The organism is Bradyrhizobium sp. 179 (assembly GCF_023073535.1).
Lineage (GTDB): Bacteria > Pseudomonadota > Alphaproteobacteria > Rhizobiales > Xanthobacteraceae > Bradyrhizobium.
In genome coordinates this window covers 71,345-97,978 of sequence record NZ_JADPJR010000028.1, presented here as the reverse complement: position 1 = coordinate 97,978, position 26,634 = coordinate 71,345, and the positions used below count along the sequence as shown (strand labels likewise).

General features: G+C 64.3%; 23 protein-coding genes and 2 pseudogenes. 13 read left to right on the top strand and 12 right to left on the bottom strand.

What is annotated here, in order from left to right:
* The first annotated feature begins 121 nt into the window (after window positions 1-121).
* The 3 genes from IVB12_RS06110 to IVB12_RS06100 are packed head-to-tail and all read left to right on the top strand — an operon-like array spanning window position 122 to window position 4,292.
* The gene (locus IVB12_RS06110; protein WP_247296623.1) at window positions 122-2,974 is read left to right on the top strand and encodes a PAS domain S-box protein; all 2,853 of its coding nucleotides are present in this window, start codon (window positions 122-124) and stop codon (window positions 2,972-2,974) included.
* Between the two features lie 58 nt (window positions 2,975-3,032).
* The gene (locus IVB12_RS06105) at window positions 3,033-4,043 is read left to right on the top strand and encodes a P1 family peptidase (protein WP_247296621.1); all 1,011 of its coding nucleotides are present in this window, start codon (window positions 3,033-3,035) and stop codon (window positions 4,041-4,043) included.
* 36 nt (window positions 4,044-4,079) lie between these two features.
* Window positions 4,080-4,292 (top strand): KTSC domain-containing protein, encoded by a 213-nt coding sequence (locus IVB12_RS06100; RefSeq protein WP_247296620.1) that lies wholly within the window; start codon window positions 4,080-4,082, stop codon window positions 4,290-4,292.
* 158 nt (window positions 4,293-4,450) lie between these two features.
* On the opposite strand, the pseudogene IVB12_RS06095 reads toward IVB12_RS06100, so the two are convergent.
* Window positions 4,451-5,156, bottom strand: a pseudogene (locus tag IVB12_RS06095) (EF-hand domain-containing protein).
* On the opposite strand from IVB12_RS06095, the gene IVB12_RS06090 reads away from it, so the two are divergent.
* The gene (locus tag IVB12_RS06090; RefSeq protein WP_247296709.1) at window positions 5,050-5,280 is read left to right on the top strand and encodes a hypothetical protein; all 231 of its coding nucleotides are present in this window, start codon (window positions 5,050-5,052) and stop codon (window positions 5,278-5,280) included. The pseudogene IVB12_RS06095 and the gene IVB12_RS06090 sit on opposite strands and share 107 nt — an antisense overlap.
* A gap of 177 nt (window positions 5,281-5,457) precedes the next feature.
* The gene (rpe, locus tag IVB12_RS06085; RefSeq protein WP_247296618.1) at window positions 5,458-6,159 is read left to right on the top strand and encodes a ribulose-phosphate 3-epimerase; all 702 of its coding nucleotides are present in this window, start codon (window positions 5,458-5,460) and stop codon (window positions 6,157-6,159) included.
* A gap of 264 nt (window positions 6,160-6,423) precedes the next feature.
* On the opposite strand, the gene IVB12_RS06080 is transcribed toward rpe, so the two are convergent.
* The gene (locus IVB12_RS06080) at window positions 6,424-6,633 is read right to left on the bottom strand and encodes a hypothetical protein (protein WP_247296616.1); all 210 of its coding nucleotides are present in this window, start codon (window positions 6,631-6,633) and stop codon (window positions 6,424-6,426) included.
* A 26-nt stretch (window positions 6,634-6,659) separates the two neighbouring features.
* Between IVB12_RS06080 and IVB12_RS06075 the strand changes: the two genes are divergently transcribed.
* Window positions 6,660-6,851, top strand: a complete 192-nt coding sequence (locus tag IVB12_RS06075) for a hypothetical protein (RefSeq protein ID WP_247296614.1) — start codon at window positions 6,660-6,662, stop codon at window positions 6,849-6,851.
* Window positions 6,852-6,873: 22 nt separating this feature from the next.
* Here the strand turns inward: IVB12_RS06075 and IVB12_RS06070 are convergent, their stop codons facing one another.
* The 5 genes from IVB12_RS06070 to IVB12_RS06050 all read right to left on the bottom strand — a co-directional run bounded on the left by IVB12_RS06070 (window position 6,874) and on the right by IVB12_RS06050 (window position 11,213).
* Window positions 6,874-8,313 (bottom strand): bifunctional serine/threonine-protein kinase/universal stress protein, encoded by a 1,440-nt coding sequence (locus IVB12_RS06070; RefSeq protein WP_247296612.1) that lies wholly within the window; start codon window positions 8,311-8,313, stop codon window positions 6,874-6,876.
* Window positions 8,314-8,318: 5 nt separating this feature from the next.
* Entirely contained in the window at window positions 8,319-9,059 is a 741-nt protein-coding gene (locus IVB12_RS06065; RefSeq protein WP_247296610.1) for a metallophosphoesterase family protein, read from the bottom strand.
* 117 nt (window positions 9,060-9,176) lie between these two features.
* Window positions 9,177-9,782 (bottom strand): hypothetical protein, encoded by a 606-nt coding sequence (locus tag IVB12_RS06060; RefSeq protein ID WP_247296608.1) that lies wholly within the window; start codon window positions 9,780-9,782, stop codon window positions 9,177-9,179.
* Window positions 9,775-10,446, bottom strand: a complete 672-nt coding sequence (locus tag IVB12_RS06055) for a hypothetical protein (RefSeq protein ID WP_247296606.1) — start codon at window positions 10,444-10,446, stop codon at window positions 9,775-9,777. Before IVB12_RS06055 ends, IVB12_RS06060 begins: the two co-directional genes overlap by 8 nt.
* Window positions 10,443-11,213 (bottom strand): MotA/TolQ/ExbB proton channel family protein, encoded by a 771-nt coding sequence (locus IVB12_RS06050; RefSeq protein ID WP_247296604.1) that lies wholly within the window; start codon window positions 11,211-11,213, stop codon window positions 10,443-10,445. Before IVB12_RS06050 ends, IVB12_RS06055 begins: the two co-directional genes overlap by 4 nt.
* A 214-nt stretch (window positions 11,214-11,427) precedes the next feature.
* On the opposite strand from IVB12_RS06050, the gene IVB12_RS06045 reads away from it, so the two are divergent.
* Entirely contained in the window at window positions 11,428-12,798 is a 1,371-nt protein-coding gene (locus tag IVB12_RS06045) for a histidine kinase (RefSeq protein ID WP_247296602.1), read from the top strand.
* A 7-nt stretch (window positions 12,799-12,805) separates the two neighbouring features.
* Window positions 12,806-13,459, top strand: coding sequence for a response regulator transcription factor (locus tag IVB12_RS06040; protein ID WP_247296599.1), 654 nt, complete (start codon window positions 12,806-12,808; stop codon window positions 13,457-13,459).
* A gap of 442 nt (window positions 13,460-13,901) precedes the next feature.
* Here IVB12_RS06040 and IVB12_RS06035 read toward each other — a convergent pair whose 3' ends face one another.
* Window positions 13,902-14,489 (bottom strand): TetR family transcriptional regulator, encoded by a 588-nt coding sequence (locus tag IVB12_RS06035; RefSeq protein WP_247296598.1) that lies wholly within the window; start codon window positions 14,487-14,489, stop codon window positions 13,902-13,904.
* A gap of 557 nt (window positions 14,490-15,046) precedes the next feature.
* Here IVB12_RS06035 and purB point away from each other — a divergent pair.
* Both purB and IVB12_RS06025 read left to right on the top strand, forming a co-directional pair.
* Window positions 15,047-16,354: an adenylosuccinate lyase gene (gene purB / locus IVB12_RS06030; protein WP_247296596.1), complete on the top strand. Its 1,308-nt coding sequence runs from the start codon at window positions 15,047-15,049 to the stop codon at window positions 16,352-16,354.
* A 147-nt stretch (window positions 16,355-16,501) separates the two neighbouring features.
* Window positions 16,502-17,670 (top strand): annotated as a pseudogene (locus IVB12_RS06025) (M20 aminoacylase family protein).
* A 381-nt stretch (window positions 17,671-18,051) separates the two neighbouring features.
* On the opposite strand, the gene IVB12_RS06020 reads toward IVB12_RS06025, so the two are convergent.
* From IVB12_RS06020 to IVB12_RS06005, 4 genes are all read right to left on the bottom strand, one after another.
* Window positions 18,052-19,857: a caspase family protein gene (locus IVB12_RS06020; protein WP_247296705.1), complete on the bottom strand. Its 1,806-nt coding sequence runs from the start codon at window positions 19,855-19,857 to the stop codon at window positions 18,052-18,054.
* A gap of 203 nt (window positions 19,858-20,060) precedes the next feature.
* On the bottom strand, window positions 20,061-21,968 hold the full coding sequence (locus IVB12_RS06015) for an acyl-CoA synthetase (protein WP_247296594.1): 1,908 nt from the start codon (window positions 21,966-21,968) through the stop codon (window positions 20,061-20,063).
* Between the two features lie 173 nt (window positions 21,969-22,141).
* The gene (locus IVB12_RS06010; RefSeq protein WP_247296592.1) at window positions 22,142-22,879 is read right to left on the bottom strand and encodes a hypothetical protein; all 738 of its coding nucleotides are present in this window, start codon (window positions 22,877-22,879) and stop codon (window positions 22,142-22,144) included.
* Window positions 22,880-22,964: 85 nt separating this feature from the next.
* On the bottom strand, window positions 22,965-23,309 hold the full coding sequence (locus IVB12_RS06005; RefSeq protein WP_247296591.1) for a hypothetical protein: 345 nt from the start codon (window positions 23,307-23,309) through the stop codon (window positions 22,965-22,967).
* Window positions 23,310-23,468: 159 nt separating this feature from the next.
* Here IVB12_RS06005 and IVB12_RS06000 point away from each other — a divergent pair, with 159 nt between their 5' ends.
* The 3 genes from IVB12_RS06000 to murI all read left to right on the top strand — a co-directional run bounded on the left by IVB12_RS06000 (window position 23,469) and on the right by murI (window position 26,629).
* Window positions 23,469-24,542, top strand: a complete 1,074-nt coding sequence (locus IVB12_RS06000) for a preprotein translocase subunit SecD (protein ID WP_247296589.1) — start codon at window positions 23,469-23,471, stop codon at window positions 24,540-24,542.
* Window positions 24,543-24,793: 251 nt separating this feature from the next.
* Window positions 24,794-25,600, top strand: a complete 807-nt coding sequence (locus IVB12_RS05995; protein ID WP_247280699.1) for a cyclic nucleotide-binding domain-containing protein — start codon at window positions 24,794-24,796, stop codon at window positions 25,598-25,600.
* Between the two features lie 231 nt (window positions 25,601-25,831).
* Complete coding sequence (gene murI / locus IVB12_RS05990) at window positions 25,832-26,629, top strand: glutamate racemase (protein WP_247296587.1); 798 nt, start codon at window positions 25,832-25,834, stop codon at window positions 26,627-26,629.
* Window positions 26,630-26,634: the final 5 nt, after the last annotated feature.

The following is a 26,634-nucleotide window of genomic DNA, read 5'->3' as shown; positions in this document are numbered from 1 at the left end:
CGTTCTCTCCAGAATTAAGTAAGCTGTAACCCTCGGTTGAGTCGTAAACCGGTTCCATTCACGATGAGCGCCAGAACCCCGCTACCATGAACGGGCTCGCAGCCGAATGAGACCAGCGGAGATGCTCAAGACCCAGCTCAAGACCGACCAGCACAAGACCGACCAGCTCAAGATCGACTTGCGAGAGGTGGACGTGCCTGCAACGATCGACCGAAGCACATTTCTTTCGACCCTGCCGGCCACCTCGACCGACCGCGCTGCGGCATTGACGATTGTCGGCGTGTCCTCGATCCTGTTCGCGGCGGCTGTGCCCTACGCGGGTATCCCGCTACTGCCGGTCCCCGCCTTCGTCGCGAGTTACCAATCGGCGCTCGCCGTCAGCGACACCGTCACGGCAGTGCTGCTGCTGTCGCAATTCGCAGTCTTGCGGACTCGTGCATTGCTATGGCTCGCGACCGGTTATCTCTTCACCGCCGCGGCGGCACTGGTCCATGCCCTCACCTTCCCCGGCCTGTTCACACCGACCGGGCTCTTCGGCGCGGGCCGGCAAACCACGGTCTGGCTCTACATGGTCTGGCACGGCGTCTTCCCGCTATGTGTGCTGGGCTATGCCTGGCTGAAGGAAAAGGACGGGGGCCCCCAGGTTCGGGGTGCGACGAGCAGTGCGATCTATGCCTGCGTGCTCGGAATCATCGTCGCGATCGCCGTCTTCACCTGGATCGTCACCGCGCAACACGATGTGTTGCCGGTCCTGCTGCGCGACGGCCACTACACGCCGACCATGATCGGCGTCGTGTCCTTCGTGTGGTCGCTGAGCTTTGCCGCGCTTGTCTCGCTCTGGTTCCGCAGACCGCATACGGTGATCGACGTCTGGCTCATGGTCGTCATGTGCGCCTGGCTGTTCGACATCGCGCTGTCGGCGATCGTCAACGTCGCGCGCTTCGACCTCGGCTTTTATGCCGGCCGGCTCTACGGCCTCGCCGCAGCAACCTTCGTGCTCGCGGTGCTCCTCATCGAGAATGTCCGTCTTCAGGCGCACACGATGGGCCTCGTCGGCAGGTTGCGCCAGCAATCGGCTTCGGAACGCGACTATTACGGCAAGCGCCTCGCGCTGTATGGCGCGGTGATCGAGTCCTCCAACGACGCCATCATCACGAAAACGCTCGACGGCATCATCACAGGCTGGAACAAGGCCGCCGAACATCTGTTCGGCTATTCCGCTGCGGAGGCCGTCGGCCAGCCAATCGACATCATCGTGCCGCCGGACCGCAAGGGCGAAGTCAGGAGCATCCTCAATCGTGTCGCCAGCAACGAGTCGATCGCCCAGCACGAGACGGTCCGCATCCGAAAAGACGGACGCCCACTCGACGTCGTCCTGAATATCTCCCCCCTGCGCACAGATCAGGGCGAGATCATCGGCGCCTCCAAGATCGCCCACGACATTACCGAAGAGAAGCAGGCGAGAGAGAAGCTGCGCCGCGAGACTGAAGAACGCCAGCGCATCTTCGAGACATCGCAGGACCTGATCCTGGTCACCGACGGCTATGGCAATTTCGTCCAGGTCAGCCCGAGCGTGAAGAACATTCTCGGCTACAGCCCTGAGGACATGGTCGGGCACAGCGCGACCGAGTTCATCCATCCTGACGATCTCGAGAAGACGCGGAGCGAGATGCGCGCAGCCCGGCGTGGCGCGGTCAAGCGCAGCTTCGAGGCGCGCTACTACCATTACGACGGTCACGAGGTCACGCTGAACTGGATGGGCACCTGGTCGGAGCCGGTGAAACGCCATTTCTTCATCGGCCGCGACCTCACCGACAAGCAGGCCGCCGAGGCCCAGCTCCGGCAGGTCCAGAAGATGGATTCGATCGGCCAGTTGACCGGCGGCGTCGCTCACGACTTCAACAACGTGCTGACCGTCATCACGGGCACGATCGGCATTCTCAGCGACGCCGTCGCCGACAGGCCGGAGCTTGCCGCCATCACCAAGTTGATCGACGATGCGGCTGAACGCGGCGCGCAACTGACCAAGCACCTGCTCGCCTTCGCGCGCAAGCAGCCGCTCCAACCGCGCGAGATCGACGTCAATGCACTGGTGCTCGAAGCTGCCAAGCTGCTGCATCCGACCCTGGGCGAGCAGATCACGATCTTGCCGCAGCTCACCGAGGACGCCTGGCCCGCGCTGGTCGATCCGGGCCAGCTCTCCACCGCGATCCTGAATCTCGCATTGAACGCGCGCGATGCCATGCCCGACGGCGGCACCTTGGTGCTGGAGACGCGCAACATCTTCCTCGACGACGGCTATGCCAGTATGAATCCCGACGTGGTCGCCGGCAATTACGTAATGATCGCCGTCAGCGACACCGGCAGCGGAATTCCGCCGGACCTGATCGACCGGGTATTCGATCCCTTCTTCACCACTAAGGAGGTCGGCAAGGGCACCGGCCTGGGCTTGAGCATGGTGTTCGGCTTCGTTAAGCAGTCGGGCGGCCACATCAAGATCTACAGCGAGCAAGGCCACGGCACCAGCGTGAAGATCTACCTGCCGCGCTCGACCGGAGTGCAGGAGACCGCGTTCGAGGCGCTCCAGAATGCGCCGATCGCAGGTGGCAATGAGAAGATCCTGATCGTCGAGGACGACGCCCTGGTGCGGCAATATGTTGTGACGCAGGTCAGAAGCCTCGGCTATACCGCGCTCGAGGCCGCCAGCGGCGCCGAGGCCCTCGCCATCATCGACAGCGACAAGACCATCGACCTGCTCTTCACCGACATCATCATGCCGGGCAACATGAACGGCCGCCAGCTTGCCGACGAAGCGCACAAGCTCCGCCCCGACCTGAAGACGCTATTCACCTCGGGCTACACTGAGAACGCCATCGTCCATCACGGCCGGCTCGATTCCGGCGTGCTGCTGCTGGCCAAGCCCTACCGCAAATCCGAGCTCGCCAAGATGCTCAGGGCGGCCCTCGCCAGTTGAGCCTGCGACGTCTCTGCGCTATCGCAGATGCGAACTCCTCTCAGCTCGCGAGGCCAGTTTGAAGAATCTCCTCACAGACGTTGCCGGCGTCCGCGTCGGCCATGCCGAAGACGCAAAAGTCGCCTCTGGCGCGACCGCGGTCATCTTCGATTCTCCCGCGATCGCCGCGATCGATGTTCGCGGCGGCGGACCCGGCACACGCGAGGAGGCATTGCTCGATCTTGCCAACACCATCGAGCGCGTCGACGCCATCGCGCTGTCGGGCGGTTCCGCCTTTGGCCTCGATACCGGCGGCGGCGTGCAGGCCTGGCTCGCCGAGCAGGGCCGCGGCCACCGGGTTCGCGAAGCGCTGATCCCGATCGTGCCGGGCGCGATCCTGTTCGACCTCCTCAACGGCGGCGACAAGGCCTGGGGTCGCTTCTCGCCCTATCGCGAGCTCGGCTACGCCGCGGCAGCCGCCGCCGACACGGACTTCGCGCTCGGCAGCGTCGGCGCCGGCCTCGGTGCCACCACCGCGACGTTCAAGGGCGGGCTGGGCTCGGCCTCGGCGGTGACGCCCGAGGGCGCCAAGGTCGCGGCGATCGTCGCCGTCAACGCGGTGGGCAGCGTCACCGTCGGCAACGGACCGTGGTTCTGGGCGGCGCCGTTCGAGGTGGACGGCGAATTCGGCGGGCGCGGCCTGCCGGACAAGTTCACCGACGACATGCTCCGCATGCGCATCAAGGGCGGTCCTGCCGCGAGCGCGCGCGAGAATACCACGATCGGCATCGTCGTCACCGACGCGGTGCTGACCAAGCCCCAGGCCAAGCGGCTGGCGATGATCGCGCATACCGGCTTTGCCCGCGCGATCTATCCGGTGCATGCGCCGACCGACGGCGACGTGCTGTTCGCCGCCGCGACCTGCGTGAAACCGATCGAGCCCCTGGTCGGCCTCACCGAACTCGGCACGGTCGCAGCCAACGTGGTCGCGCGCGCCATCGCCCGCGGCGTTTACGGCGCGACGGCCCTGCCGTTCGCCGGGGCGCAGCCGGCGTGGAACGATCGCTTCGGAGAGCAACGAAACGACTGAGATAGCGTTATTCCGACGGGGCCAAGGTGCACCGTCATGCCGTCGTCAGTGATCCGCTTCTTTCGCTATGCGCCCGATACGCGTGAGCTGAAGGTGACTTTCGTCAGCGGTCGCCTGTATGTCTACGAGGACGTTCCGGCCGATGTCGCGGCCGCGTTCAGTCAGGCCCGCTCAAAGGGGTCGTTCTTCAACCGCGAAATCCGCGATCGCTATGCCTATCGTGACATTACCCACGAATACGCAGGCTAAAGCGCGATGAGATCAGGATGAATCGTCATTGCGCTTTGGGTTATTGGTTGAGCATGATCTATTCGGAGAACCGCTACACGCTTTCCCAGATCATGCTCTAGCCTGGATCCCGCTCACACGCTCATTGACGTCGAGGAAGCGGTGGACGCGGTCTGCGCCTAGCGCTGCATCATCTGCCCCAACCAGTCATACGGCGAATTGCCGCCACCATTCGCGGTTGACGAGCGGGACGCGCCAGGGACCATCGTCGACATCTTGAAGCCGTCCGCATAGGTGACGGTCGTGATGGTCGAGCCATCGGCATTGGTCGTCGTCGAGGTCGATCCTCTGCTTGCCTTCGACGCGGACTCCGATCCGCCGCCCGACGCATCGCCCGATCCGCTGGCGCCTTGCGCCTGATGGCGGCCATGACCGCTCGTCAGCGCCTTCGTCATTTCGCCGAGGTTGATGCTGCCATCCGAATTTGCATCCATCTTCGAGAACACGTCATCGGCCTGCGAGATTGGTGCCGCCGGCACTGAGCGCGTCATCGAACTCGGCCTTGGTGATCTTGCCGTCGCCGTCCGCATCGATCTGCGAGAACAGATCTTTCAGCGCCGCCTCCCGGCCCTTCGAGGTCGAGTGCGCCGAACTCGATGAGGTCGAACCGGTCGCGCCGCTCGCACCATCGGTCGACTGACTCTGCGCGGCGAGCAGCGCCGTCATGGTCACGGGCGCGATCTGTGGCGGACTGGCTGAGCCGACCAACGAGGTCGTCATGCTGCTGCTGTCGATCGCGAACGGGTTGGTCGCGCCTTGCGAAGTTCCGATCTTATGCGTCGACCCGGCCTTCTGCGTTGCCGACGACGACTTCGAGTTCGTCAACGACTGGATCGCGTCGAGCGCACTCGATACCGCGCCAAGGGCAAACAACATTGCACAACTCCAAGCGATGCGGCATGCCGCGGCCAATGTTCCGACGACGTCAGCAAGCGTCGTGCCAGCGTGAAAAGCTCAACAAAATCCGCCTTCGCTGCGCCTTGCACGGCCCGGGAACACCGGCAATTCGTGCCGGTCGCGGCAGAAATTTCCGCCCACAGGAAGCAGCCTCCCCCTGCATTGCCCGCCGCAGAGGCCCATGTTAGGCGAGGCCATTCTTCTTCGGCCGCCACCCGGAAAACGCGCCATGACCCAAGCTTTCGCCCCCCGTCCCCTGGCCATCGCGCCCTCGATCCTGGCCTCCGACTTCTCAAGGCTCGGCGAGGAGGTGCGCGCGGTGGACGCGGCAGGCGCCGACTGGATCCATCTCGATGTGATGGATGGACACTTCGTTCCCAACATCTCCTACGGTCCCGAGGTCATCAAGGCGATGCGCCCGCATACGAAGAAGATCTTCGACGCGCATCTGATGATCTCGCCCTGCGACCCCTATCTTGAGGCTTTCGCGAAAGCCGGCTGCGACCACATCACGGTGCATGCGGAGGCAGGTCCCCATCTGCACCGTTCACTCCAGGCCATTCGCGGCCTCGGCAAGAAGGCGGGCGTGTCGCTCAACCCAGGCACGCCGATCAGCGCGCTCGAATACGTCCTCGACCTGGTCGACCTCGTGCTGGTGATGTCGGTCAATCCCGGCTTCGGCGGCCAGGCCTTCATCCCCTCCGCGATCGGCAAGATCCGCGACATCCGCGCGATGATTGCGGGACGCCCGATCGACATCGAGGTCGATGGCGGTGTTGGTCCTGACGTTGCCGGCGCGCTCGCGGCCGCCGGCGCCAACGCCTTCGTCGCCGGCACCTCCGTGTTCAGGGGCGGCACGCAGGAGGCCTACAAGACCAACATCGCGGCCATCCGCAACGCGGCTGCAGGCGCACGCGGCGAAGCGATTTGAGCTGGATCGGGAGTCCGCAAACCTGCGGCTCCCAACTCTTGCGGCGGGCAATGCCCAAAACGGAAATCTTGATCCGTACTCATCCGGACTTCCCTGATTCGCGCAAATCACCGCAAGTGACTCCTGCCTGCTTTTGACGGGAGCACATCATGACGACGACCCTGGTTTGGACTGGCGTAGCGTTATGGTTTGGATTGAATGCTGCGATTGCAGCTCGCAGCCTCTACATGGCGCGACCGGTGAAGGCCGCATCCTCTGCCCGCATCATTCACCTTCAGCGTCGCCGGGAGTGATGCCATGCAGCTCGCACTCGTGAAACGTCAGCCGAAGCGCAGGTGCCGTATTCCGCGGCGACCGCATCCGAATCTCGACTACTTTTTCGGCCGCCTCGAACGCGCCGATCGCACGCGGAACGACGATGCCGGGCCCGACAATGCGGACGTCGACCATTCGCTTGCCGCGCAGCGCAGACACTGAGATCTCCTTTTCTGGACCGTCCCATGAGACCGCATTGCCCGAACTGCCTGAAGGAAATGACCAAGGCATCCGCGTCGCGTAACCTGTTCAATTGCGAACCCTGCCGCGAGATCATCCAGTATTTCGGCGGCAGCGCGGATCAGGGCGAGGCCGGCCCGCAATTCTCCTGGCCCATCCGCCGTAAGCACGCGGCTCACCCCGCCCACGCGGCCTGATCCGCCGTTTGAAGGCGCACCCCTATCCGGCCGCCTCGCCGTTATCCGCTTCAGCCACATCCCCCGCCATGCGCGGCGGCCGCACAATGGTGACGGTACAGCTCGCCTCCGAGGCCACCTTGGCCGAGACGCTGCCGAGCAAGGTGCGCCTGAACGAGCCTTGCCGCGCGCCGATGATGACATGGTCGACATGGTTGACCTCGGCGAACTCCAGGATCGCAGCGGCGGGATCGACGGCCTCCAGCACATGGACCGACAACCGGCTCTCGTCCAGCTTGAGCGGCGCCGCCCAATGCCGGAGCGCCACCAGGCGGTCGATATGCTTGTTGGAGCCCTGCTCGTCGAGCGTCCGATCGATCGCGATGCGATTGAGCTTGAGCACGTTGAGGCAGGCCAGCCGCGCCGAGGGCAACGTGGCGAGAATGCGCTCGGTCGTCACGCGCAGTGCCTCGTTTAGCTCCGGTGCGCCCTCCACCATGTCGAGCGCGATCGCAAGAATTGGGCTCGACGCGATCTGCGCCGCGACATCCGATTTCGCTCGTGGCTGCATGACGCCTTGATTGAAGCGGCGCCGCCACACCACGCCAAGGGAATCACGCTTCAGCCGTTCCGCGCGCGCGGTGAGCTTGACCTGGTCCGGATGGGTGAGATCGAAGGCGAGCTGGGACGCCGTCGGATAACGCCACACCGGCTCGATCTCGAGGCAGCGCAGCACCACCTCCTGGAGCCAGGGCGGATAGTCGGCGCGCAATGCGCGCGGCGGATAGGGATCGCGCCACAGCCGGCGCCGCATCGCGCGCAACGTTTCACCCTCGCCGAAGGGACGCTCGCCCGTGGTGAAGAAATAGAGCAGCACGCCGAGCGAGAACAGGTCACTGCGCGGATCGTCGCGCACGCCTAGCAGCCGCTCGGGTGCCATGTAGGGCGCGGTTCCGTAAGGCAGACGAAATTCTTCCTGCAACAGGTCAGGCAGATGGTTGTGGTGCGACAGGCCGTAGTCGATCAGCACCGCCTCGCCACTGTCGCGGAACATGATGCTGCTCGGCTTGATGTCGTGATGAATCACGTTCTGCCGATGCAGGTCGGCGAGCGCGGCCGCGATCTTCGCCACGAGCTGCCGCGCCTCGTCATAAGGCAGCGGCAAGTCCGGCAGTCGCTTGTAGAGCGTCGCCCCGGGGATACGCTCGATCACGACATAGGCCTGATGCGCGAAATCCCCGGTGCCGAAGCAGGCCGGCACGTGCGGCCCCGCAACCCGCGGCAGGATCATCATCTCCATCTCGAACGAGACGATCGCCGCGGGATCCTCACCTTCCGACACCCGCGGGATCTTCATCAGCAAGGGCATGTCGATGCCGGGATGAGTGACGGTCCACAACGTCGCCATGCCGCCGGCATGAACGCATTCACCGATGGTGAAACCGTCGATCTCCGCACCTGATCTGACCAGGGATTTCGGCATCGCCGTCAGCGCCCCTGCGACAGGCGGTCGGCCAGCCAATGCGGCAGGCCGTTGTCGCGGATCCTGCCGGCCGCGGTCGCGACGTCATAAGGCGCGCGGCAATAGGTGATCTGGCACGAGACCGTGTCGAACAGCACGAAGGCCGCGGACGGATCGCCGTCGCGGGGCTGGCCGACCGAACCGAGCACGGCAAGCCATTGCCGCCCGCGCAGGAGCTGCACGGAGACATCGGTCTTCGGCACGAAGCTCGTCATCTTCGCCGTCACCGACATCGAATAGAGCGCAGGTCTGTGGATGTGACCGCAGAAGGTGATATGCGCGGGTGTCGCGATCAGGCTCTTGGCGGCATCCGCCGTCGACCGGACATAGTGCCAGCGCTGCGGGCTGGAGGCTTCCGAATGCACGAACAGGCGGCCGTCGTTCTCCACCAGCATCGGCAATTCGGCCAAAAACCGACGCTGCGCGCTGTCGAGCCGGCCGCGAGTCCATTCGATCGCAACCTGCGCCTCGGCGTTCATGGTCTCCGCCGAGGAATTGACCGCCTGGTCGTGATTGCCGCGCACGGCGATGGCGCCGCCGGCAACGAGCTCCATCGCGGTGTCCACGACCCATTCCGGATCGGCGCCATAGCCGACGAAATCACCGAGCAGGATGAAGCGCTCCGCGCCTTTCGCGCGGGCCATCTTCAGGCACGCCTCGAACGCCTGCCGGTTGCCGTGGATATCCGAGAAGATAGCTAGGAGCACGCACCCTCCACCCTCAAAATCTTATCGGAAGCCGATAAGGCCAAATTGAGGGACGTCAAGAACATGCGCCGGCGCGTGCCGGTTTTCCAGCGGGACGCTGCCGCGATGGTGAAGGGCCTATTGCTCGTCCTTTGGCGGCATCCGCGGCGGCGGCAGCGGCGTGAACACGACGCCCTGCGCGCCGGCCGGCGGGGCGTTGAACTCGCCGGTCGAAGAATCGCCGCCGCTGGTCTCCAAAATCGTCTTCGGCGTCACATATTCTCGCACCATGTCGATCAGGCTGCCGTCACCGCCGCCGAAGTCGGCGGCGCGCCCGCCCTGCGGATGCCCAGCCGCGATCTCGTTCTGCGCTGCATGGGTCTTGTCGGCCAGCCTGTCGTCATAGGGCACCCGGAAGGCCCGCGGAATGCCGCTCGGCCGATTGTCCTCGTCGAGCGCCTCGACCCAGAGATAGATCGAGCCGGGATCGCCCTCCAGCGAATGCGGCTCGACGATACGGGCCTGGAGCAGCTTGAAGGCGGTCGGCATCCGGTCGGAGCTGGCCCAGCCGAGCAGCCCGCGCATTTCGGTGAAGCTGACTATATAGAAGGCGCTGGTGATGACGACGGCCGTCGCCTTCAGGACCCAGTGCAGCCGCGCATAGACCAGCACCACCAGCAGCAGCGCGCCGATCACGGCATAGGCGACCGACAAGGTGAGGATGACCGTTTGCAGATTACTCACGGCGCACCCTCACCCGGGTCTTCGGATCGACATCAGCGCCGTTGCGCCAGCTGCTGCGGAACGTCTCCAGCAGCGATTTCGGCCGCTGGTCCACATTGACGACCTTGCCTTCGGCATCGAGCCGGAACCGGACGGCGGTCTTCTCGTCGCCGGTGTGATCGAGCGTGAACTTGTTGTCGAAGACGACCTGCGCGGTCGGATTGAGCTTCTGCACCTTCACATTGGCAGTCACGGGCTCGCCGGTCGTCGCCACGAAATGCGAGACGTTGACGGTGTATTCGCCGGCGACGATGCCCCGCACCGTGACAATCTCCTCGCGGATGGGCGAGGCGATCTTCTTGCCGTTGACGATGATGAAGTCATTCGCCCCGCCGCGGTCGTCGCGATCGAGTGTGAGGAAGCCGGCCTCGCGGTGGCGATACCAGGCGATGTTGCCGGCGGGGTCCTGCACGAACAGGTCGAGATCATCGGGGTGGTTGTCCGGCCAGTCCAGCGTGATCATGAACTCGGCCTTGGAGTCGATCTTGCCCTCCTTGGCGTCCGGGGAGACCGCGAGCAGCGCCAGGAAAAACAGGAAGGCGATCACCTGGAGCGCCTTGAACAGCATCACGCCGAGCGGATCGAATGGCTCCTCGCGCGGATAGAGACCGAAATCATCCATCATGACGGCGATCCAGCACCCTTGTGCTCCAGGACCGGCGTCACATAGGTCTCGGTCAGCACCACCGCATCCGAGAACACACGCTGGGTCGCGGCATCGAGCATGTAGTACTGGATGCGGACCAGGATCGAGCCGACGAGGCCGGCCAGCGTCGTGTACATCGCCACCGCCATGCCGTCGCTCATCAGCCCCATCGAGGACCGCATCGCGGCCTTGTCGGCGGCATCGAGACCCGCGATGGGCGCCAGCATGATGATGAAGCCGATGATGGTGCCGAGCAGGCCGAGCTTCATCAAGGTGTCCGAGACGAAGGCGCCAAAACCGTTGGAGCCGCGCAGCCGGTCGGCGAGCGTCCGCAGCAGCAGCGTCTGGTCGACCGGCCGGTAGCCTTGCGCAGCGGCCTTGGTCACAAGGCTCTCGATGTGATCGCGCACCAGGCCGCGCGGAAGCGCTGTCGCGCTAGTATCGAGCGCCTTGCTGCCGCCGGCGGCCGACAGCACCGCCCGGCAGCGCCGTGCCGCTGCTCCCTCCCGCGCGATCGCGCGCGTCCGCAGGAAGCAGTGGCCGCAGGTGACGACGTAAAGCACCGCGATCACGCTCGAAATGTAGGTGCGGTCCGAGGTCAGCATCAGGTGAATCAGTCCGAAGCGCCACAACAGCACGATGGCGAAGATCGAGAGCCCGGTGAAGATCATCCAGAACAGCAGCGCGCTGCGCTCGGTCGGGTCGGCAGCGTGGCCCGCGATCGGCCCAATCGTCATCGAACTCATGCTGCACTGCTCCTGGCTTGCGACGATTGGCCAAGAAAGATTGGCCTAGAAGGATTCTTCGGCCGATTAGATCAAAACCGCCGCGCCAGGTCCAAAGAGCCATGCCCAATCCGGCTTGGGAAATTTGCCCGAGCTGCCATCCTGCCGTTCCCCGCAATTGGCAAGGCGCGGCGGCGTTGTTAGGCTGAGCTTACCAAAGGTTGGGGGTGATCGCATGCGCCTCGTGCTTCAGCTCGTCGCCCGTCTGCTGCTCATCGTGGCGCTGTGCCTGGGAGCAGCGACGGTATGGGCGACGTTCGACGCCTATCGCAGCATCGACCGGGCGACCGCGGCTTCCGCACAAAGGGTCGCGCAGGCGCTTCAGGCGCTATATTGGCGCGAGCTCTTGTTGCGCAGCAGCAGAGCACGTGAACATCTGTTGCCGGTTCCGGACTGGCGTTCGCTGGAGACAATGAAGCTGATATCGCCCGGTGTCTGCGTCGAGTTCCAGCCGGCTACGGCGTTCGAGAAGCCGCTCTGCGGTCAGAGCCAAGGCATCGGCAAGACGCCGCCGCATTGGTTCGCATCGATCGTGCCGACCTTCCTCGGCAGCCATGCCGAGGTGGTGCGGCCCGTTAGTCCGCGCGCGGCGGCCGCCGGCACGGTGGTTGCAACGCCGGACGCCGCCGCCGCGATCTCGCTCGCCTGGGAGTACATCCTCAACGTGATCGACGTTGCGCTCTTGATGGCGGCGGCAATCGCGCTGCTGGCTTCGCTCGCGATCGCGCACGCGCTGGCGCCGGCACGCACCATCGTCATCGCGTTGCAGCGCATGGCGCGCGGCCAGTATCGCACGAAGCTGCCGCGCTTCCGCTCGATGGAGCTTGCGATGATCGGCAGCGCCGTCGATGCGCTCGGCGGCCGGCTGGAGGAAGCGACCGAGCAGCGCGCGGCGCTGACGCGGCGGCTGATCGAGATCCGCGACGACGAACGCCGCGCGCTCGCCCGGGAGCTGCACGACGAATTCGGACAAAATCTCTCCGCCATCCTCGCCTTCGCCAACACCATCGAGACGGCGAGCGCGAAGGATAACAGGGATAAAGGCATCGCGCAGGATGCGCGGATGATCTCACAGGCCACCCATCATCTGATGGCCTCGCTGCGCGATGCGCTGAAGCGGCTGCGCAATCCCCTGCCCGAGGAGCTCGGGCTCGAGGCAAGTCTCGTAAATTTGGTAGATAGCTGGCGTTCGCAGAGTGCGGCGCGGCCGACAATCCAGCTCGACCTCAGGGGCGATCTTACCGATATCAGCGGCCCGGCGGCCATCACCGCCTATCGCGTGGCGCAGGAATGCCTGACCAACGCCCTGCGCCACAGCTCCGCGCGCGAGATCTCGCTACGCGTTGAGCGGCGCGCGGGCGAGCACGACGCGCTCCTGATCCGGGTCGAAGACGATGGCGGCGGCGATGCCAAGCGCGTCGCGCAATCGGCCGGACTCGGCCTCACCGGCATCCGCGAACGCCTTGCAGCCGCCGGTGGATCACTCTCGATCCTGCCTGCGAATCGCGGCCTCAGCGTGGCCGCCACCATCCCGCTCGCCGCATGAGGCCGACGTGAACGATGTCGCGGCAACAGGCATCTCCGTGCTACTGGTCGACGACCACCCGATCGTGCGGCAGGGCTACCGGCGCGTGCTGGAAAGCCAGGGCGATCTTCGTGTCGTCGCGGAAGCCGACAACGCTGCGGACGCCTATAGCGCCTTCAAGGCGCATGACCCCGACGTCGTCGTCCTTGATATCTCGATGCCCGGCGCGAGCGGGCTGGAAGCGATCCGCAACATCCGCGCACGCAGCCCGCGGGCGCGGATTCTGGTTTTCACCATGCACAACGAAGCCGTGCTGGTGAAAGCCGCCTTCGGCGCGGGCGCCTCTGGCTTCGTCACCAAGAGCAGCGAGCCGTCCGCGGTCGTGAATGCGATCCGCAGCGTGGCGCGCGGCGAGCGCGCCATGAGCGACGACATCGCGCATATTCTCGCCGAGGACAGCCTATCGCCGACGGGTTCAGCGCTGGATCAGCTGGGCGAGCGGGAGATCGAGATCCTACGCCAATTCGCCGGCGGCGCTACCACCGAGCAGATTGCAGCGCATCTCAATCTCAGTGTGAAAACAGTCCAGAACTACCATTATCTGATCAAATCAAAGACCGGCGCACGCACGGATGCACAGCTCGTGCGGCTCGCAGCAACGTGCGGACTGACGAGGATCTAGCAGCAAAGCTGCCGCACTCCGTCTTGAAGCTCGTCAATCTGCCGAACGAATTGGAACGGAGCCCATCCGGCTCCGGTTAGTACGGCAGAAGGAGTAAAGGGTCATGAGTAAGGGTCATCACAACGCAGTCGACCATCCCCCGATCATCACTGTAGGCGAGCTCATCGACGAACTCTGCCGTCTGCCGGACACCGCCGTCGTCCACTTCCGCTGCCCCATGCTCGATCAGGAGCTAACCTTCTACCGCCTGCGCAAGCGGTCAAAGGACGCCGTCGAAATCGCAGTCAATGCATACCCGGAAAGTCCCCCGGTGGTGCCATCGTCCGACCCGAACTTCCATGCGCGGAGACGCTCGGCTTCGGCGCCCCCGGCTCGCAATGGTAGCTTTCTTCACAAGGCGAGAGGTTGATGGCCCTCGCGCCAATTGGGCAGGTGGCGTGGCCTAACCCGCCTTCAATCCGCGCAGCAGTAGCGCCAGCGTTGCATCGACCCGCGCGGAAAGATCGGCGTCCTTCCACTCGTCGGCATGGGCCGGATGGTGGAAGCGGACGGTGGCATCGAAAATGGCGCGCGCGGTCGTCTTGACGTCGTCCACCTCGAATACGCCCTGCTTGATGCCGTCGGCCAGGATCGCCGCGATCTGGTCGATCATGGTGTCCTTGTGACATTTGACGGCTGCGCAGGCCTCGCGCGCCAGCGTCAGATAAGTCTGGAACATCTCGGGGTCGTCGAGGACGCGCGAACGCTTGGCGGCGAACAACGTGCGCAGCCAGCGGCTGAGCCTATCAGGCGCGGGGCCCTGCTCCTCGGCGATCGCGCGCAACGGCGCGTCGATGCGGTCGAGCCAGCGTTTGGCAACGGCTTCGCGCAGCGAGGCCTTGCTCGGGAAATGGCGATAGACGCTGCCGTGGCTCACATCGAGCGCACGGGCAACGTCGACCACGGTGGCCTTGGCAAGTCCGAAGCGCCTGAGCACGTCCTCGGTGACTTCGAGGATTCGCTCCGGCGTCAAGACAACAGCTTCATTCATGCCAGCACCATTGTTCCCGTTCAGGGCTCAGTTACCCGGCAGTAGGGCTGTTTCCGAAGCGCCCTCGCCGGTCGTTTCGGAAAGCCTATGCCTTAATGAGGCAGTTTTGCAGCCTGCGCCGCGATCTGGCGCGCCACCAGTAAATTGAGCCAATGCCCAATCATGCCGGTGAAATTGAGGATTTCGGTCGTCATGTCTTAAGTCTCCATTCGTCCGCTTTCCCCGTTCTTCAATCGGCCCTCCGATCCGAGCTTGCTTCGGATGTTGGGCTCCCCGGGGCTTATCGCGGGACGCCCAATCGGAGCGTCCGGAGACGGATATACACATAGCGCTGACAGATTTCAATATCTGTCAGTCAATGATCCGTGATTGATAGCTGATCTTTGGTCCGGCGCGGGCCGGCTTCGCCCCACCGGTGGATAGTTGCCCCGTACCCGGGCCCGGATCGTTTGTTTCGTCCTCCCCGCTCTGCTAAATCGCGGCGTAAAAAGCATTTTGGCCGGAGCCCGCGCCCCCAGATCCCCAGGGGTGTCCCGCCCACCTCTTGGAGCCGTCAGATGATCCCCCGCTATACCCGCCCGGAAATGGCCTCGATCTGGGAGCCGCAAACCCGGTTCAAGATCTGGTTCGAGATCGAGGCGCACGCGGCGGACGCGCTCGCCGAGCTTGGCACCATCCCCAAGGAGGCTGCCAAGACGGTCTGGGCCAAGGCCAAGGACGCCATTTTCGACGTCGGCCGCATCGACGAGATCGAGCGCGAGACCAAGCACGACGTCATCGCCTTTCTCACCCACCTTGCCGAGATCGTCGGTCCCGAGGCACGCTTCGTGCACCAGGGCATGACCTCCTCCGACGTGCTCGACACCTGCCTCAACGTCCAGCTCACCCGCGCCGCCGACCTGCTGCTCGCCGACATCGACAAGGTGCTGGCCGCCCTGAAGAAGCGCGCCTTCGAGCATAAGATGACGCCGACCATCGGCCGTAGCCATGGCATTCACGCCGAGCCCGTCACCTTCGGCCTCAAGCTCGCTTATGCCTATGCCGAATTTACGCGCGCGAAGGAACGTCTGGTCGCGGCGCGCAAGGAGGTCGCGACCTGCGCCATCTCCGGCGCCGTCGGCACATTTGCGCAAATCGATCCGCGCGTCGAAGAGCACGTGGCCAAGGCCATGGGCCTCGTACCGGAGCCGATTTCGACCCAGGTGATCCCGCGCGATCGCCACGCGATGTATTTCTCGACCCTCGGCGTGATCGCCTCTTCCATCGAGCGCATCGCCGTGGAGATCCGCCACATGCAGCGCACCGAGGTGCTGGAGGTCGAAGAGTTCTTCTCGGAGGGGCAGAAGGGCTCGTCCGCGATGCCGCACAAGCGTAATCCGGTGCTGTCGGAAAACCTCACGGGCCTGTCGCGCATGGTGCGGGCCTATGTGACGCCGGCACTGGAGAACGTCGTGCTCTGGCACGAGCGCGACATCTCGCACTCTTCCGCCGAGCGCATGATGGGCCCGGACGCGACGGTGACCCTCGACTTCGCGCTGGTGCGCCTCGCCGGCCTGATCGACACGCTCGTGGTGTACCCCGCCAACATGCAGAAGAATCTCGACCGCCTCGGCGGCCTCGTGCACTCCCAGCGCGTCCTGCTGGCCTTGACGCAGAAGGGCGCCAGCCGCGAGGATTCTTACAAGCTCGTGCAGCGCAACGCGATGCCGGTCTGGCGCGGCGAAGGCGACTTCCTTCAGCTTCTGAAGAAGGACACTGAGGTGAAGAAGTATCTTACCGACGCCGAGATCGAGGAGCAGTTCGACCTCGGCTATCACCTCAAGCACGTCGACACGATCTTCAAGCGCGTGTTCGGACAGAGCTGAATTTTCTTCGTCATTCCGGGGTACGCGAAGCGTGAGCCCGGAATCTCGCGCTACAATCTCCAGATTCTCTGGTGCACAGATGCGCACCATAGCTCGATGCTTCGCATCCCTCCGGAATGGCAAGAACCCACAAGAGACGGATCCCTCATGCCCATCGTCAATCGCGTTGCCGCCCTCTCCGACGAAATGGCCGCCTGCGCCATGACTTCCACGAGAATCCGGAGCTGCTCTACGAAGTCCACCGCACCGCCGGCATCGTCGCCGATAAGCTGCGCGAGTTCGGCTGCGACGAGGTGGTGACGGGCATCGGCCGCACCGGCGTGGTCGGCGTGATCCGCGGCCGCAAGTCGGCGTCTGGCAACACGATCGGCCTGCGCGCCGACATGGACGCGCTGCCGATCATGGAGACCTCGGGCGTGCCCTACGCCTCCAAGGTCCCGGGCAAGATGCACGCCTGCGGCCATGACGGCCACACCGCCATGCTTCTCGGCGCTGCCAAATATCTCGCCGAGACGCGCAATTTCGACGGCACGGCCGTGTTGATCTTCCAGCCGGCCGAGGAAGGCGGCGGCGGTGGCAAGGCCATGGTCGAGGACGGGCTGATGACGCGCTGGAACATCCAGGAGGTCTACGGCATGCACAACATGCCGAACCTGCCCGAAGGTCATTTCGCAACTACCCCTGGCGCGATGCTCGCCTCGTCCGACAACATCCAGATCACCGTTCACGGCAAGGGCGGTCACGCCGGCGCGGGTCCGCACAAATCGATCGACAGCGTGCTGATCGGCTCGCAGATCGTGGGTGCGCTACAATCGATCGTCGCTCGCAACGTCGATCCGCTGAAGTCGGCCGTCATCTCGATCACGCAATTCCACGCCGGCACGGCCTTCAACATCATCCCGGAGGTCGCCGAGCTCGCGGGCACCGTGCGCACGCTCGATCCAGAAGTGCGCGATCTCGTCGAGCGCCGCATCGGCGAAGTCGCCGACAGTGTCGCCCGCGCCTATGGTGGTTCGGCCGACACGAAGTACACGCGGATGTATCCGGTGACGATGAACCACGCACGCGAGGCCGGCATTGCCGCCGACGTCGCCCGCGACATCGTCGGCACCGAGCGCGTCAACGACAAGTTCATTCCCATAATGGGCGCCGAAGATTTCTCATTCATGCTGGAAGCCCGCCCCGGCGCGATGATTTTGGTCGGCATGGGCGACGGCAACGAGTGCCACCACCCGGCCTATGTCTTCAACGACAACATTTTGGGCCACGGCGCCTCGTTCTGGGCGCGGCTGATCGAGACGCGGCTGCCGGCGTAGAGTCTGTAGTGGACTAGCCGAAGGCGTAACCCACCATTTTTCTGTCGACGTAAAGTGGTCGGCTACACTTGCTAACTCACCCGACTCAATCGCAGACGTCTCTCGTCCGGCCAACCCTCACTGAACTCGCATCAGCGGTGCTAGCGCGCTCCATTCTGCATCCGTTGCCGACAAGCTGGCAGCATTGCCTCAACCTGGGCGCGCTCGGCAACGAGCCTCACCTTCTCCTGCTCGGCCGCCTTCGCCTTTTGCTCGGCTGCGGCACGCGTGTCTTCCGGCAGTGCTCTTCAGCACATCATCGCGCACGAAGCCAAACGCTTGCGCAGGTCCAGGCCGAGAGCTCTAAGCGCGACGAGTACGCTCGAAATGAACGCTTGATCATCAGTTGCATATTTCGGCAGGTATTTTAGACGCCGGATTGGAAGGATGATTGGCCGTCCCGAGCCGGCACCCTTTGGCAATCGGCCTGCACCCGGCCGCGTTGCAGATCACCTGACCAGATGCCTGCGGCGCTGAGGGCGCGGCTTCCGTTTGTTTTCGGTCCCGATCCCGCCTCTTCGAATCCTCGCGCGTCGCAACCGGCTTCTTCTCCGGGATCTTCTCGCACTCATTGTCGTCACCGACGCGATAGCCGGCACGGCAGGTGATCTTCACGCATTGGTCGCCGTCGGCCTTGAAGCCGAAATTGCACACCAGCGGGCAGACGCGCCCCGGCTTCGCCTTCAGCGCATCGAGTGCGTCGCTGCTTGCGAGCTTCACGTCGAACTGGGTGCCGGCATATTTGTTGAACAGCGTCAGCGAGCGCTGCGCGGCCGAAGTCCACTCGCCCTCTGCAGCCGAGGTGAGGCAGCCGACCCGGCGCAGTTCGCTCTGCACCGATTTGGCGAGCTCAGCTGCGGATAATGTCGAGGTCGGTGCAGGCGAGAGCGCGGCCACCTTCTGGTTCTCAACTTCGGGAATCTGCCGGTCGGCCGCCGGCTTTGCGGCCTGCTCCGCTTTCTCTGCCGCCTGCTTTGCAGCGAGTTCGGCCTTGGCTTTCTCCGCTGCTTGCTTCTCGGCCAATGCCTTCGCCGCCGCCGCTTCGGCCACCTTGCGCTGTTGCTCGGCGGCCTCGGCCCTCGCCTGCTCGATCTGCTTCTGCTTCTCGGCCGCAATCCGCGCCTCCTCGGCGGCCTTGGCCGCCGCGGCCGCCTTCTCCTGCTCGGCCTTCTGGGCGCGCTCGGCAACGAGCCTCGCCTTCTCCTGCTCGGCGGCCTTTGCCTTCTGTTCGGCCCCCGCGCGCGTCTCCTCGGCAGCGATCTTGTTCAACTGCCCCTTGGCGAGGTTGGCGTAGAAGCCGTCCGGATACGCCGCCAGAAACGCTTCCCAGCCGTCCCGCGTGCCGAGTTGGAGCGCCAGCTCGTAATCCCTGCGAACGGCCTCCTGCGGGTTAGCCTGCGGACCGGTCGCGGCCGGCTTGACCGCGACTAACGGCACGTCGTCGCCGCCGAGTGAGCCGTAGACATAGGGCTCCTGCTTGTAGCTGGTCGCCTTGAGCACGTCGTCGCGCACGAAGCCGAAGGCCTTGCGCAGATCAAGACCCGGCTTCGGCAGGTGCTCGACCAGCGCGGCGGCGAACGGGCTGTTTCGGGAATCGCCATCCGATGCCGTCGATCCTGCTTTGGCGGCGAATGCGATCATCGTATTCGGGCTGGTGGGCTCGACCTTGGCCAGGCCGCGCCCGACCGCGCGCGAGGCCAGCGTGCGCTTCATCGTTTTCGCAAACGGATTGTCCCGGCACGCATCCAGGATGATCAGGCGCAGCTGCTTGGCCGGCTCGACTGCGAACAATGCCCGCTCGACTGGGATGGTCTCGTCGAGAACGTCGCCGTCCGTCTCCAGCGTGGCGTCGGTCGGAATGAGATAGTTGTTGCCGTCGAGCTCGATACCGTGGCCGGCGTAATAGATCACCGCCATCTCCGCATCACGCGACCTGCCGGCAAATTCGCGCAGCATACGCCGCATCTCGCTGGCGCTGAGGTCGAGCCTGACGTCCACAGAATCGAAGCCAGCCTTCTTGAACATGCCGCCGACCAAGGTGGCGTCGTTCACGGGATTGCCGAGCTTCGGTGCGCTCTTGTAGGCGGAATTGCCGATGACGAGCGCGACCCGGCGGTCGGCATGCGCCGGTCCGCAGGCAAGGCCCATCGCAAATATCAAAAAAGCAAACAGCCGAAACGGAATCACTTGCGTCCCCCCGGATGCAATTCCCTGAGACTATTCGGTAGCGTCGCCGATTGCTAATTCTTCCTATGTGATACCGATCACAGAGAGGTCCTCAAAACAGGGGTATGGATAATGCGGCGAAGCGTCGCCCTGCTGCCCAGCTGACCCCGCGGCCTTTCGGGCCGCTACGCTTGCACCACCTCGTGGCGCATCACGAATGGTGCCAGCAGCGCGTGCACCTCGCCCGCGACCGCTTCGCGCTGACCCGCCGGCAAGCCGGTCAGCGTCACGATGGCGATGGAGCCGTGGCTGCCGTGCGGACCGACCTTGACCTTGCAATCGATGCCGCGCTCGACCAGCGGTGCCAGCACCTTAGTGAACACACGCTGCGCTGCGTCCCAGCGCAGCTGCGGCTTGAACACTTTGCCGACGCCCGTCAGCGGCATCGGATCGATCGGAATGACCTGCACCGGCACGGCGGCGCGCTCCGGCGTGCGCTCGCGCACCCACGCTTCGAGCTCGCCCGGCTCGACGCTCGCGCCGGGCTTCAACTGCACGTACCCCACCGGCAATTCGCCAGCATAGGCGTCGGGCTGGCCAACCACGGCGGCGAAGCCGACGGCGGGATGTCTGAACATGATCTCCTCGATCGGCGCCGGATCGATGTTGTGGCCGCCGCGGATCACGAGGTCCTTGGCGCGGCCCGTGATCCAGAGATAGCCGTCAGCATCGAGGCGACCGAGATCGCCGGAATTGACCCAGACCTCGTCGATGAAAGCGCCCTTGTTGTGCTCGTCGTTGAGATAGCCGCCGAACACGCCGGGCCCGGCCATGATGACGACGCCGATCTCGTCGGGCGCGCAATCGCGGATCAGGCGTCCCTCGGCATCGAGCTGCACGATGCGCACGCGCGCGTAAGGCATGGGAAGGCCGACCGAGCCAAGCCGGATCGGCCGCGACGGATAGGCCAGCGTGTGCACGCTCGAGGTCTCCGTCATACCGTAGACCTCGATCACCGGCAGCTTCAGTTTCTCCTGAATCGCCGAGCCGACCGCGACCGGAATCGCCGAGCCGCCACCTGCCGCATATTTCAGGCTCGAAATATCCGCGTTACCCGGCGGCACCGCCAGCGCGGCAGCGAGCACCGTCGGCACGCTCGACAGCGCCTCGGGCTTGAAGCGCTCGACCAGCCCCCAGATGTTCTTCACCGCATTCGGATTGCGCCAGCCGCTCGGCGACAGCACGACCAGCGAGCCGCCGCTTGACAGCGTCAGCAACGCCTGTGTCAGCGAGCCCCCGACGTGGAACAGAGGCATGCCGAACAGCAGGTTTGCGCCGGGCTTGGGCTTCAGCAGCAGATTGAGCGCCCAGGCCTGATAGACCTGGTTGGCATGGGTGTGCCGCACCAGCTTCGGCGTGCCGGTGGTGCCACCGGTGTGGAAATAGGCGGCGATGTCGCTGCCCAAGATCTTGCGGCCGCTGATAAGCCGGTCCGCCGGTTGCTGCTTGATCAGGTCGCTGAAGGTAAAGATGCCATTCGCCGGATCGCCGCCGCCGAACACCTGCACGATTGCCTTGAGATGCTTGAGTTGCGGCCGGATCTGCTCGACCTTCTGCCAGATGTCGGTGCCCGGCATCGGCCCAAGCGCCACCAGGATTTTCGTGTTCGCAGCCTCCAGGATCTCCGCGATCTGGTGCGGCTGGAGCAGCGGATTAACGGGATTGGCGATGCCGGCGGCTTCGGCGCCGAACAATGTCACGAAGGCGTCCGGCACCAGCGGCAGCATGAAGCTGATGACGTCGCCCTTCTCCGCGCCCAGCGCGTGAAACATGTTGGCGGCCTGCGTGACGCGCGCCATGAAATCGCGATACGTGACCACGACCGGCGTGTCGGCAGGATCGGCGTTTCGCAGGAACTGGATCGCCGCCCCGTCGGGGTTGCGCGCTGCACCCAGCCGGATCGCGTCATACGTGCTCTCGGCTGCGACGCGATCGGCGTAAGGAACCTGCTCGAAGGCCCGGACCTCCGCGTCCGTCAACAAATCCGGATAGTCGTTGCCGATGAGCCGATCGAGCGCATGGATGCCCGCCATGGATTTCCGTCCTCCCTCAGATGCATGTCCCCACCCTTCTTGTGACATTTTGGTTCGGCGGGGCCTCGACCGATGACCCGTCGAGCGCGGACAGAATGATGGATGATTTGGCGTTCGTCCATGGCCGATGCCATTGGCCACACGCTGCGACCCGCCGTTGTCCCCTTGAGGAGTTACGGGCGGTCGGGCGTCCAGCCCACCGCGTTGAAATCGGCTGGAGCCGGCATCACTTCCGGCTCGGCAGTCGGCTTTCGCAGGATTGCATTCGCGAGGTCCGAATCTGCGACCTCGAGCGGGACGCTCGCCTTGCTTACGGCAAGTATCCCGATCAGCTCCGCCGGCGCGGCCATCACGTAGCGGTCCGCAATTTCAATCAGACGAAGCACCTCGTCACGAATGAAAGGCGCCGACCATTCCGACGGCAGGCCCCTTACGGCGGCAAATTCCTCGGCCGGGATCGACAACGCATGCCGACGGACTTCTTCGATGGTTCGACGCGGAGAGAAATTGGGCGGCTTGCCCGCCGCAGCAAGCACGAGCGGCCCGAGCGGACAGTAGTCGCGACCGATGGCCACGAGATCGGCGATGTCGCGCGCCTTCGAACGACCTGCGGCGGCTAGCACCTTGTTGACGGCAAGATCGGCTTGATGAAGGCGGGCCCCCCATTCCTCATCTCGAATGAGCGGAAAGAATCGGAGCTTCGTCTCGGCGAACCATTGAATGATTGTCGACTCGCCATCGCGCGAAACGGTTGCATCGACGCAGCCATAGATGATGAAGTCCCGCTGCGCCTTGAAGCCGGCTGCATCGAGGGCGGCCAGATCGGAGTTTGCCGCCTCGGTCACTTCCTCATCGCTGTCGTGGAAAATGTCGATGTCGTCGGATCGTCTCTGCCAATCCTTGTTGAGCATCAAACCGCCGGCAAGATAGCTGCTCTCCGAGCGGTTCTTGGCAAGAAGCCGCAGGATGTCGCTCTGTAGCTTGCTTAGAGCCATCTTAGTCCTCGCACGCGTTGACCCGATCCAGCATCTTCCTGCCCATCGCAAACGCCCTTGCGTCGCCGCGATCGATCATTGCGCGGGCAGCGACCGCGGCACGTGACCGGAGATCGGGAAGCCGATCGAGATCGACATTGTCGAGTATGCGCGGTCCATACAGACGAAGCGCATTGTCGAGGAGTGATTGGAGCTCTTTGGTCAGGCGATATTCCGCCCGCATGCGCGAGGCCATCACCAGAAGCTCGTTGCGAGCAGTCGGCGGAATCAGGACCTCGACACGCACCAGATCTGCGGCGCCGCCTTCGCTTCGGTATTTCCTAACACGCTTGTTCGCGGGAACCACGTCGGCCTTGCTCCTTTGAACAAGATCTATCACGCGTATCCCGGTTACGCAACTTCGTAACCTGGTTACGTCATCAAGTATTTGAAAGCGAGCTGCGATGAACCTCCTCGACCGATTGCGGGACCAAGAATTGCCCCGACCGCAACACGCGAGAACATTATGCCTGCGCATCTGCGGAACCGCATCACAAGGCTGCTCGTCGTGCTCGCGATGGCATCGGCGATCGTGCTGCCTCGCGCGGCGTTCGCCGACACTCAATTCGACAAGATGCGCGCCAAGGTCGCGGCTTTCGTCGCCGACACGATGGAGAAGCTGGGCGGATCCCGCATCATTTACAAGGTGGACACCGACGCTCTGCGCGAGGCGGTCGTCACGGATCTGCGCGACGACGTTTACAAGATCCTGCGCGAGGGCCGGATCGCCTTCTCCGGCCTTGCGATCCGTGACGGCGGCGTCGAGGTGAAAATCCCGGACGCGAAGGGCCGCGAACAGCTCATGCGCAAGCTCGCATCGGCGGCGGAGGGGCTGGCCACGCAAGCGCTCACCGTGACCGATGCCGGAGACGGACTGATCAGGCTCGCGCCGACCGACGCCGCATCTGCCGCACGGCTGCACGACCTCGTCGAAGATTCCATCGCCATGATTGAGCAGCGCCTCAAGGACGCCGGCATCACGCTCGCCAGCGTCCAGGCTGAGGGAACAGACCGCATCCGCATCTTCCTGCCGGGCACGATGGAGCCCGAGCGCATCACCGCGATCTTCGCCAAGAAGGTGCGGGTCAGCTTCCGCCTGATCGATCTCTCGATGTCGGAGCAGGCGCAATCCGGCACGCCGCCCGCTGGCACGGAAGTCCTGCTCGGCTTCAAGGACAAGCTCCCCTATCTGGTGAAGGCCAGCGTGCTCGACGGCGACGACATCAGCTATGCGGGACCGGGATTTGCGAGCAGCACGAAAGAGCCGATCGCCTCGTTCCGTTTCAACGGCCGCGGCACGCGGCGTTTCGCCCACCTCACCGCAGAGAACGTCGGCAAGCCCTTCGCCATCGTGCTCGAAGACAGGGTGCTCTCCGCCCCCGTGATCCGCGAGCCCATCACCGGCGGCTCCGGCCAGATCTCCGGCAACTTCAGCCTCGAAGAGGCCAACAGCATCGCCATGCTGTTGCGCGCGGGCTCGCTGCCCGGACGCCTTGGCCTCGTCGAGCAGCAGGTCGTGCAGCCCGCCGCCAGGCCCTGAGGCGGAGATCGGGCGGCCCCGCCTTGTTGCGGCGCGCGGGTCCATCCCCAGCACCAAAGCCCGCCCCAGGCCTCGAATCATCGGCCAGACGCGCAAACCAACGAGCAATTGCCGAAACGCCCGATCAAGCTAAAATTTGCCTCTTGCGGCGTGACGGCCAAAGGCTTCATTTCAGCCGGCCGTCATTCGATTTGGGCTACACGTGTCGAGCATACCGACCAGGACTGAAGGCCTTACGCGGGGTTAGTATCATGCCGTCCGGCAGCGCAGACGTTTCGTCGATCCTCGACCGCATTCTCGATGCGGCAACGGACAATCTCAGGATCGCGAAGATCCTGGTCCAGATGGGCCTCGATCCAAACAACGTCACCTACGACGCCATCTTCAATCGGCTGCTGGAGATCTTTGTCCAGAACATCACGCTGGCCAATCTGTTTGCCGCGGTCGGCGCCGGCTTCTTCGTCGCCACCCTCTTGATGCGGACGATGGTGCCGCTGCGCGTCGCGAACATGGTCGGCTGCGCGTTGTTCGCCGTTTTCGGCGCGCTCTCCGCCAACGTCGCGACGTTCCTGCTGTATCTTCTGTTGCTTCCGATCAACGCCCTGCGCCTGCGGCAGATGCTCAAGCTGGTCAAGAAGGCGCGCCATGCCGCCGAAGGCGACATGTCGATCGAATGGCTCAAGCCGTTCATGACCGAACGCAAATACCGCCGCGGCGACATCCTCTTCAAGCTGCGCGACCCCGCTAACGAAATGTTCCTCACGGTCACCGGCAAGTTTCTGGTCAAGGAGATCAACGTCGAAATTTTGCCCGGAGCTCTGATGGGTGAACTGGGCTTCCTCACGCCGGACAACCGGCGCACCGGAACGGTCGAATGCATCGAAGACGGACACGTGCTGACGATCACCTATGACCGGCTGCTCGAGATTTATTTCCAGGATCCGCAGTTCGGCTATTACTTCCTGGTGCTGACCAGCCAACGCCTCTTGCAAAACATCGAGCGTCTGCAGAGCCAGCTCGCGGCCGAGCGGGCGGCAACGACGAACAGGATTGCGTGATCGCTGCGCCGTCCCCGCCGATACGAATGGCAGTGACACATCTACTCCGTCGTTGAGCGTGCCACATTTCCTCCTGCGCCGGACGCAGCGCAGCGCTTCAGCGGTGCCCCCGGAATTTTGCGGATGTGTGCCCTCCGCGGCGCATTCATCGATCCAGATCCGCCCCAAGCGGCCCCGCCGCAAAACCGCCCTAAAAACAGATTGGTAACCATGGCGCCTTAGGATAATGACGTGACCAATTCTCCGACGATTCTGGTGTTCGATTCCGGCCTTGGCGGACTCACGGTGCTCCGTGAGGTCGTCGCCGCACGCCCGGACGCGCATTACGTCTATGTCGCCGACGACGCCTTCTTCCCCTATGGCCACCATGGCGAGGACGAGATCATCGCCCGCGTGGTGCCATTGATGGGGGAATTGATCGGCACGCATGATCCCGACCTCGTCGTTATCGCCTGCAACACGGCATCCACCCTGGTGCTGTCTCACTTGCGCGCCGCTTACTCCCTGCCCTTCGTCGGCACGGTGCCGGCCATCAAGCCGGCCTGCGCGCAGTCGAAGACCCGCCGCGTCTCGGTGCTCGGCACCAAGGGGACGGTGAAGCGCGAATATACGAAAGCTTTGATCCGCGAGTTCGCGCAGGGCTGCGAGGTGACGCTGGTCGGCTCGCCCGAGCTTGCCTCGCTGGCTGAAGCCGAGCTGAGCGGCGTTCCGATCAGCGACGAGGCCATCCTTGCCGAACTCGCTCCTTGCTTCGTCGGCGACGCCGGGGATGCGACATCGCGCACCGACACGGTGGTGCTCGCATGCACGCATTATCCGCTGCTGCTCGACCGACTCAAGCGGCTGGCGCCGTGGCCGGTCGACTGGATCGACCCGGCGCCCGCGATCGCGCGCCGCGTCTCGGATCTGCTTGGCCCGCGGATCGTCGGCATCGCGCAGTCCGGCGCCGAGATGATCTTTACTTCGAACCGCGTGCATAGCCTTTCGGCGATGCTGACGCCGTTCTTCGGCGGCCGCGCCCTGGCCTGACTTTG

Bases quoted from the DNA above. Each gene is read 5' to 3' on its own strand.
- IVB12_RS06010 (WP_247296592.1), bottom strand. From the start codon at position 22,879: ATGCTCAACAAGGATTGGCAGAGACGATCCGACGACATCGACATTTTC.
- IVB12_RS06075 (WP_247296614.1), top strand. From the start codon at position 6,660: ATGAGACCGCATTGCCCGAACTGCCTGAAGGAAATGACCAAGGCATCC.
- IVB12_RS06100 (WP_247296620.1), top strand. From the start codon at position 4,080: ATGCCGTCGTCAGTGATCCGCTTCTTTCGCTATGCGCCCGATACGCGT.
- IVB12_RS05995 (WP_247280699.1), top strand. From the start codon at position 24,794: ATGCCGTCCGGCAGCGCAGACGTTTCGTCGATCCTCGACCGCATTCTC.
- IVB12_RS06055 (WP_247296606.1), bottom strand. From the start codon at position 10,446: ATGATGGATGATTTCGGTCTCTATCCGCGCGAGGAGCCATTCGATCCG.
- IVB12_RS06020 (WP_247296705.1), bottom strand. From the start codon at position 19,857: ATGGGCCTTGCCTGCGGACCGGCGCATGCCGACCGCCGGGTCGCGCTC.
- IVB12_RS06090 (WP_247296709.1), top strand. From the start codon at position 5,050: ATGCTGCTGCTGTCGATCGCGAACGGGTTGGTCGCGCCTTGCGAAGTT.
- IVB12_RS06045 (WP_247296602.1), top strand. From the start codon at position 11,428: ATGCGCCTCGTGCTTCAGCTCGTCGCCCGTCTGCTGCTCATCGTGGCG.
- purB (WP_247296596.1), top strand. From the start codon at position 15,047: ATGATCCCCCGCTATACCCGCCCGGAAATGGCCTCGATCTGGGAGCCG.
- IVB12_RS06035 (WP_247296598.1), bottom strand. From the start codon at position 14,489: ATGAATGAAGCTGTTGTCTTGACGCCGGAGCGAATCCTCGAAGTCACC.
- IVB12_RS06015 (WP_247296594.1), bottom strand. From the start codon at position 21,968: ATGGCGGGCATCCATGCGCTCGATCGGCTCATCGGCAACGACTATCCG.
- IVB12_RS06050 (WP_247296604.1), bottom strand. From the start codon at position 11,213: ATGAGTTCGATGACGATTGGGCCGATCGCGGGCCACGCTGCCGACCCG.
- rpe (WP_247296618.1), top strand. From the start codon at position 5,458: ATGACCCAAGCTTTCGCCCCCCGTCCCCTGGCCATCGCGCCCTCGATC.
- IVB12_RS06110 (WP_247296623.1), top strand. From the start codon at position 122: ATGCTCAAGACCCAGCTCAAGACCGACCAGCACAAGACCGACCAGCTC.
- IVB12_RS06070 (WP_247296612.1), bottom strand. From the start codon at position 8,313: ATGCCGAAATCCCTGGTCAGATCAGGTGCGGAGATCGACGGTTTCACC.
- IVB12_RS06000 (WP_247296589.1), top strand. From the start codon at position 23,469: ATGCCTGCGCATCTGCGGAACCGCATCACAAGGCTGCTCGTCGTGCTC.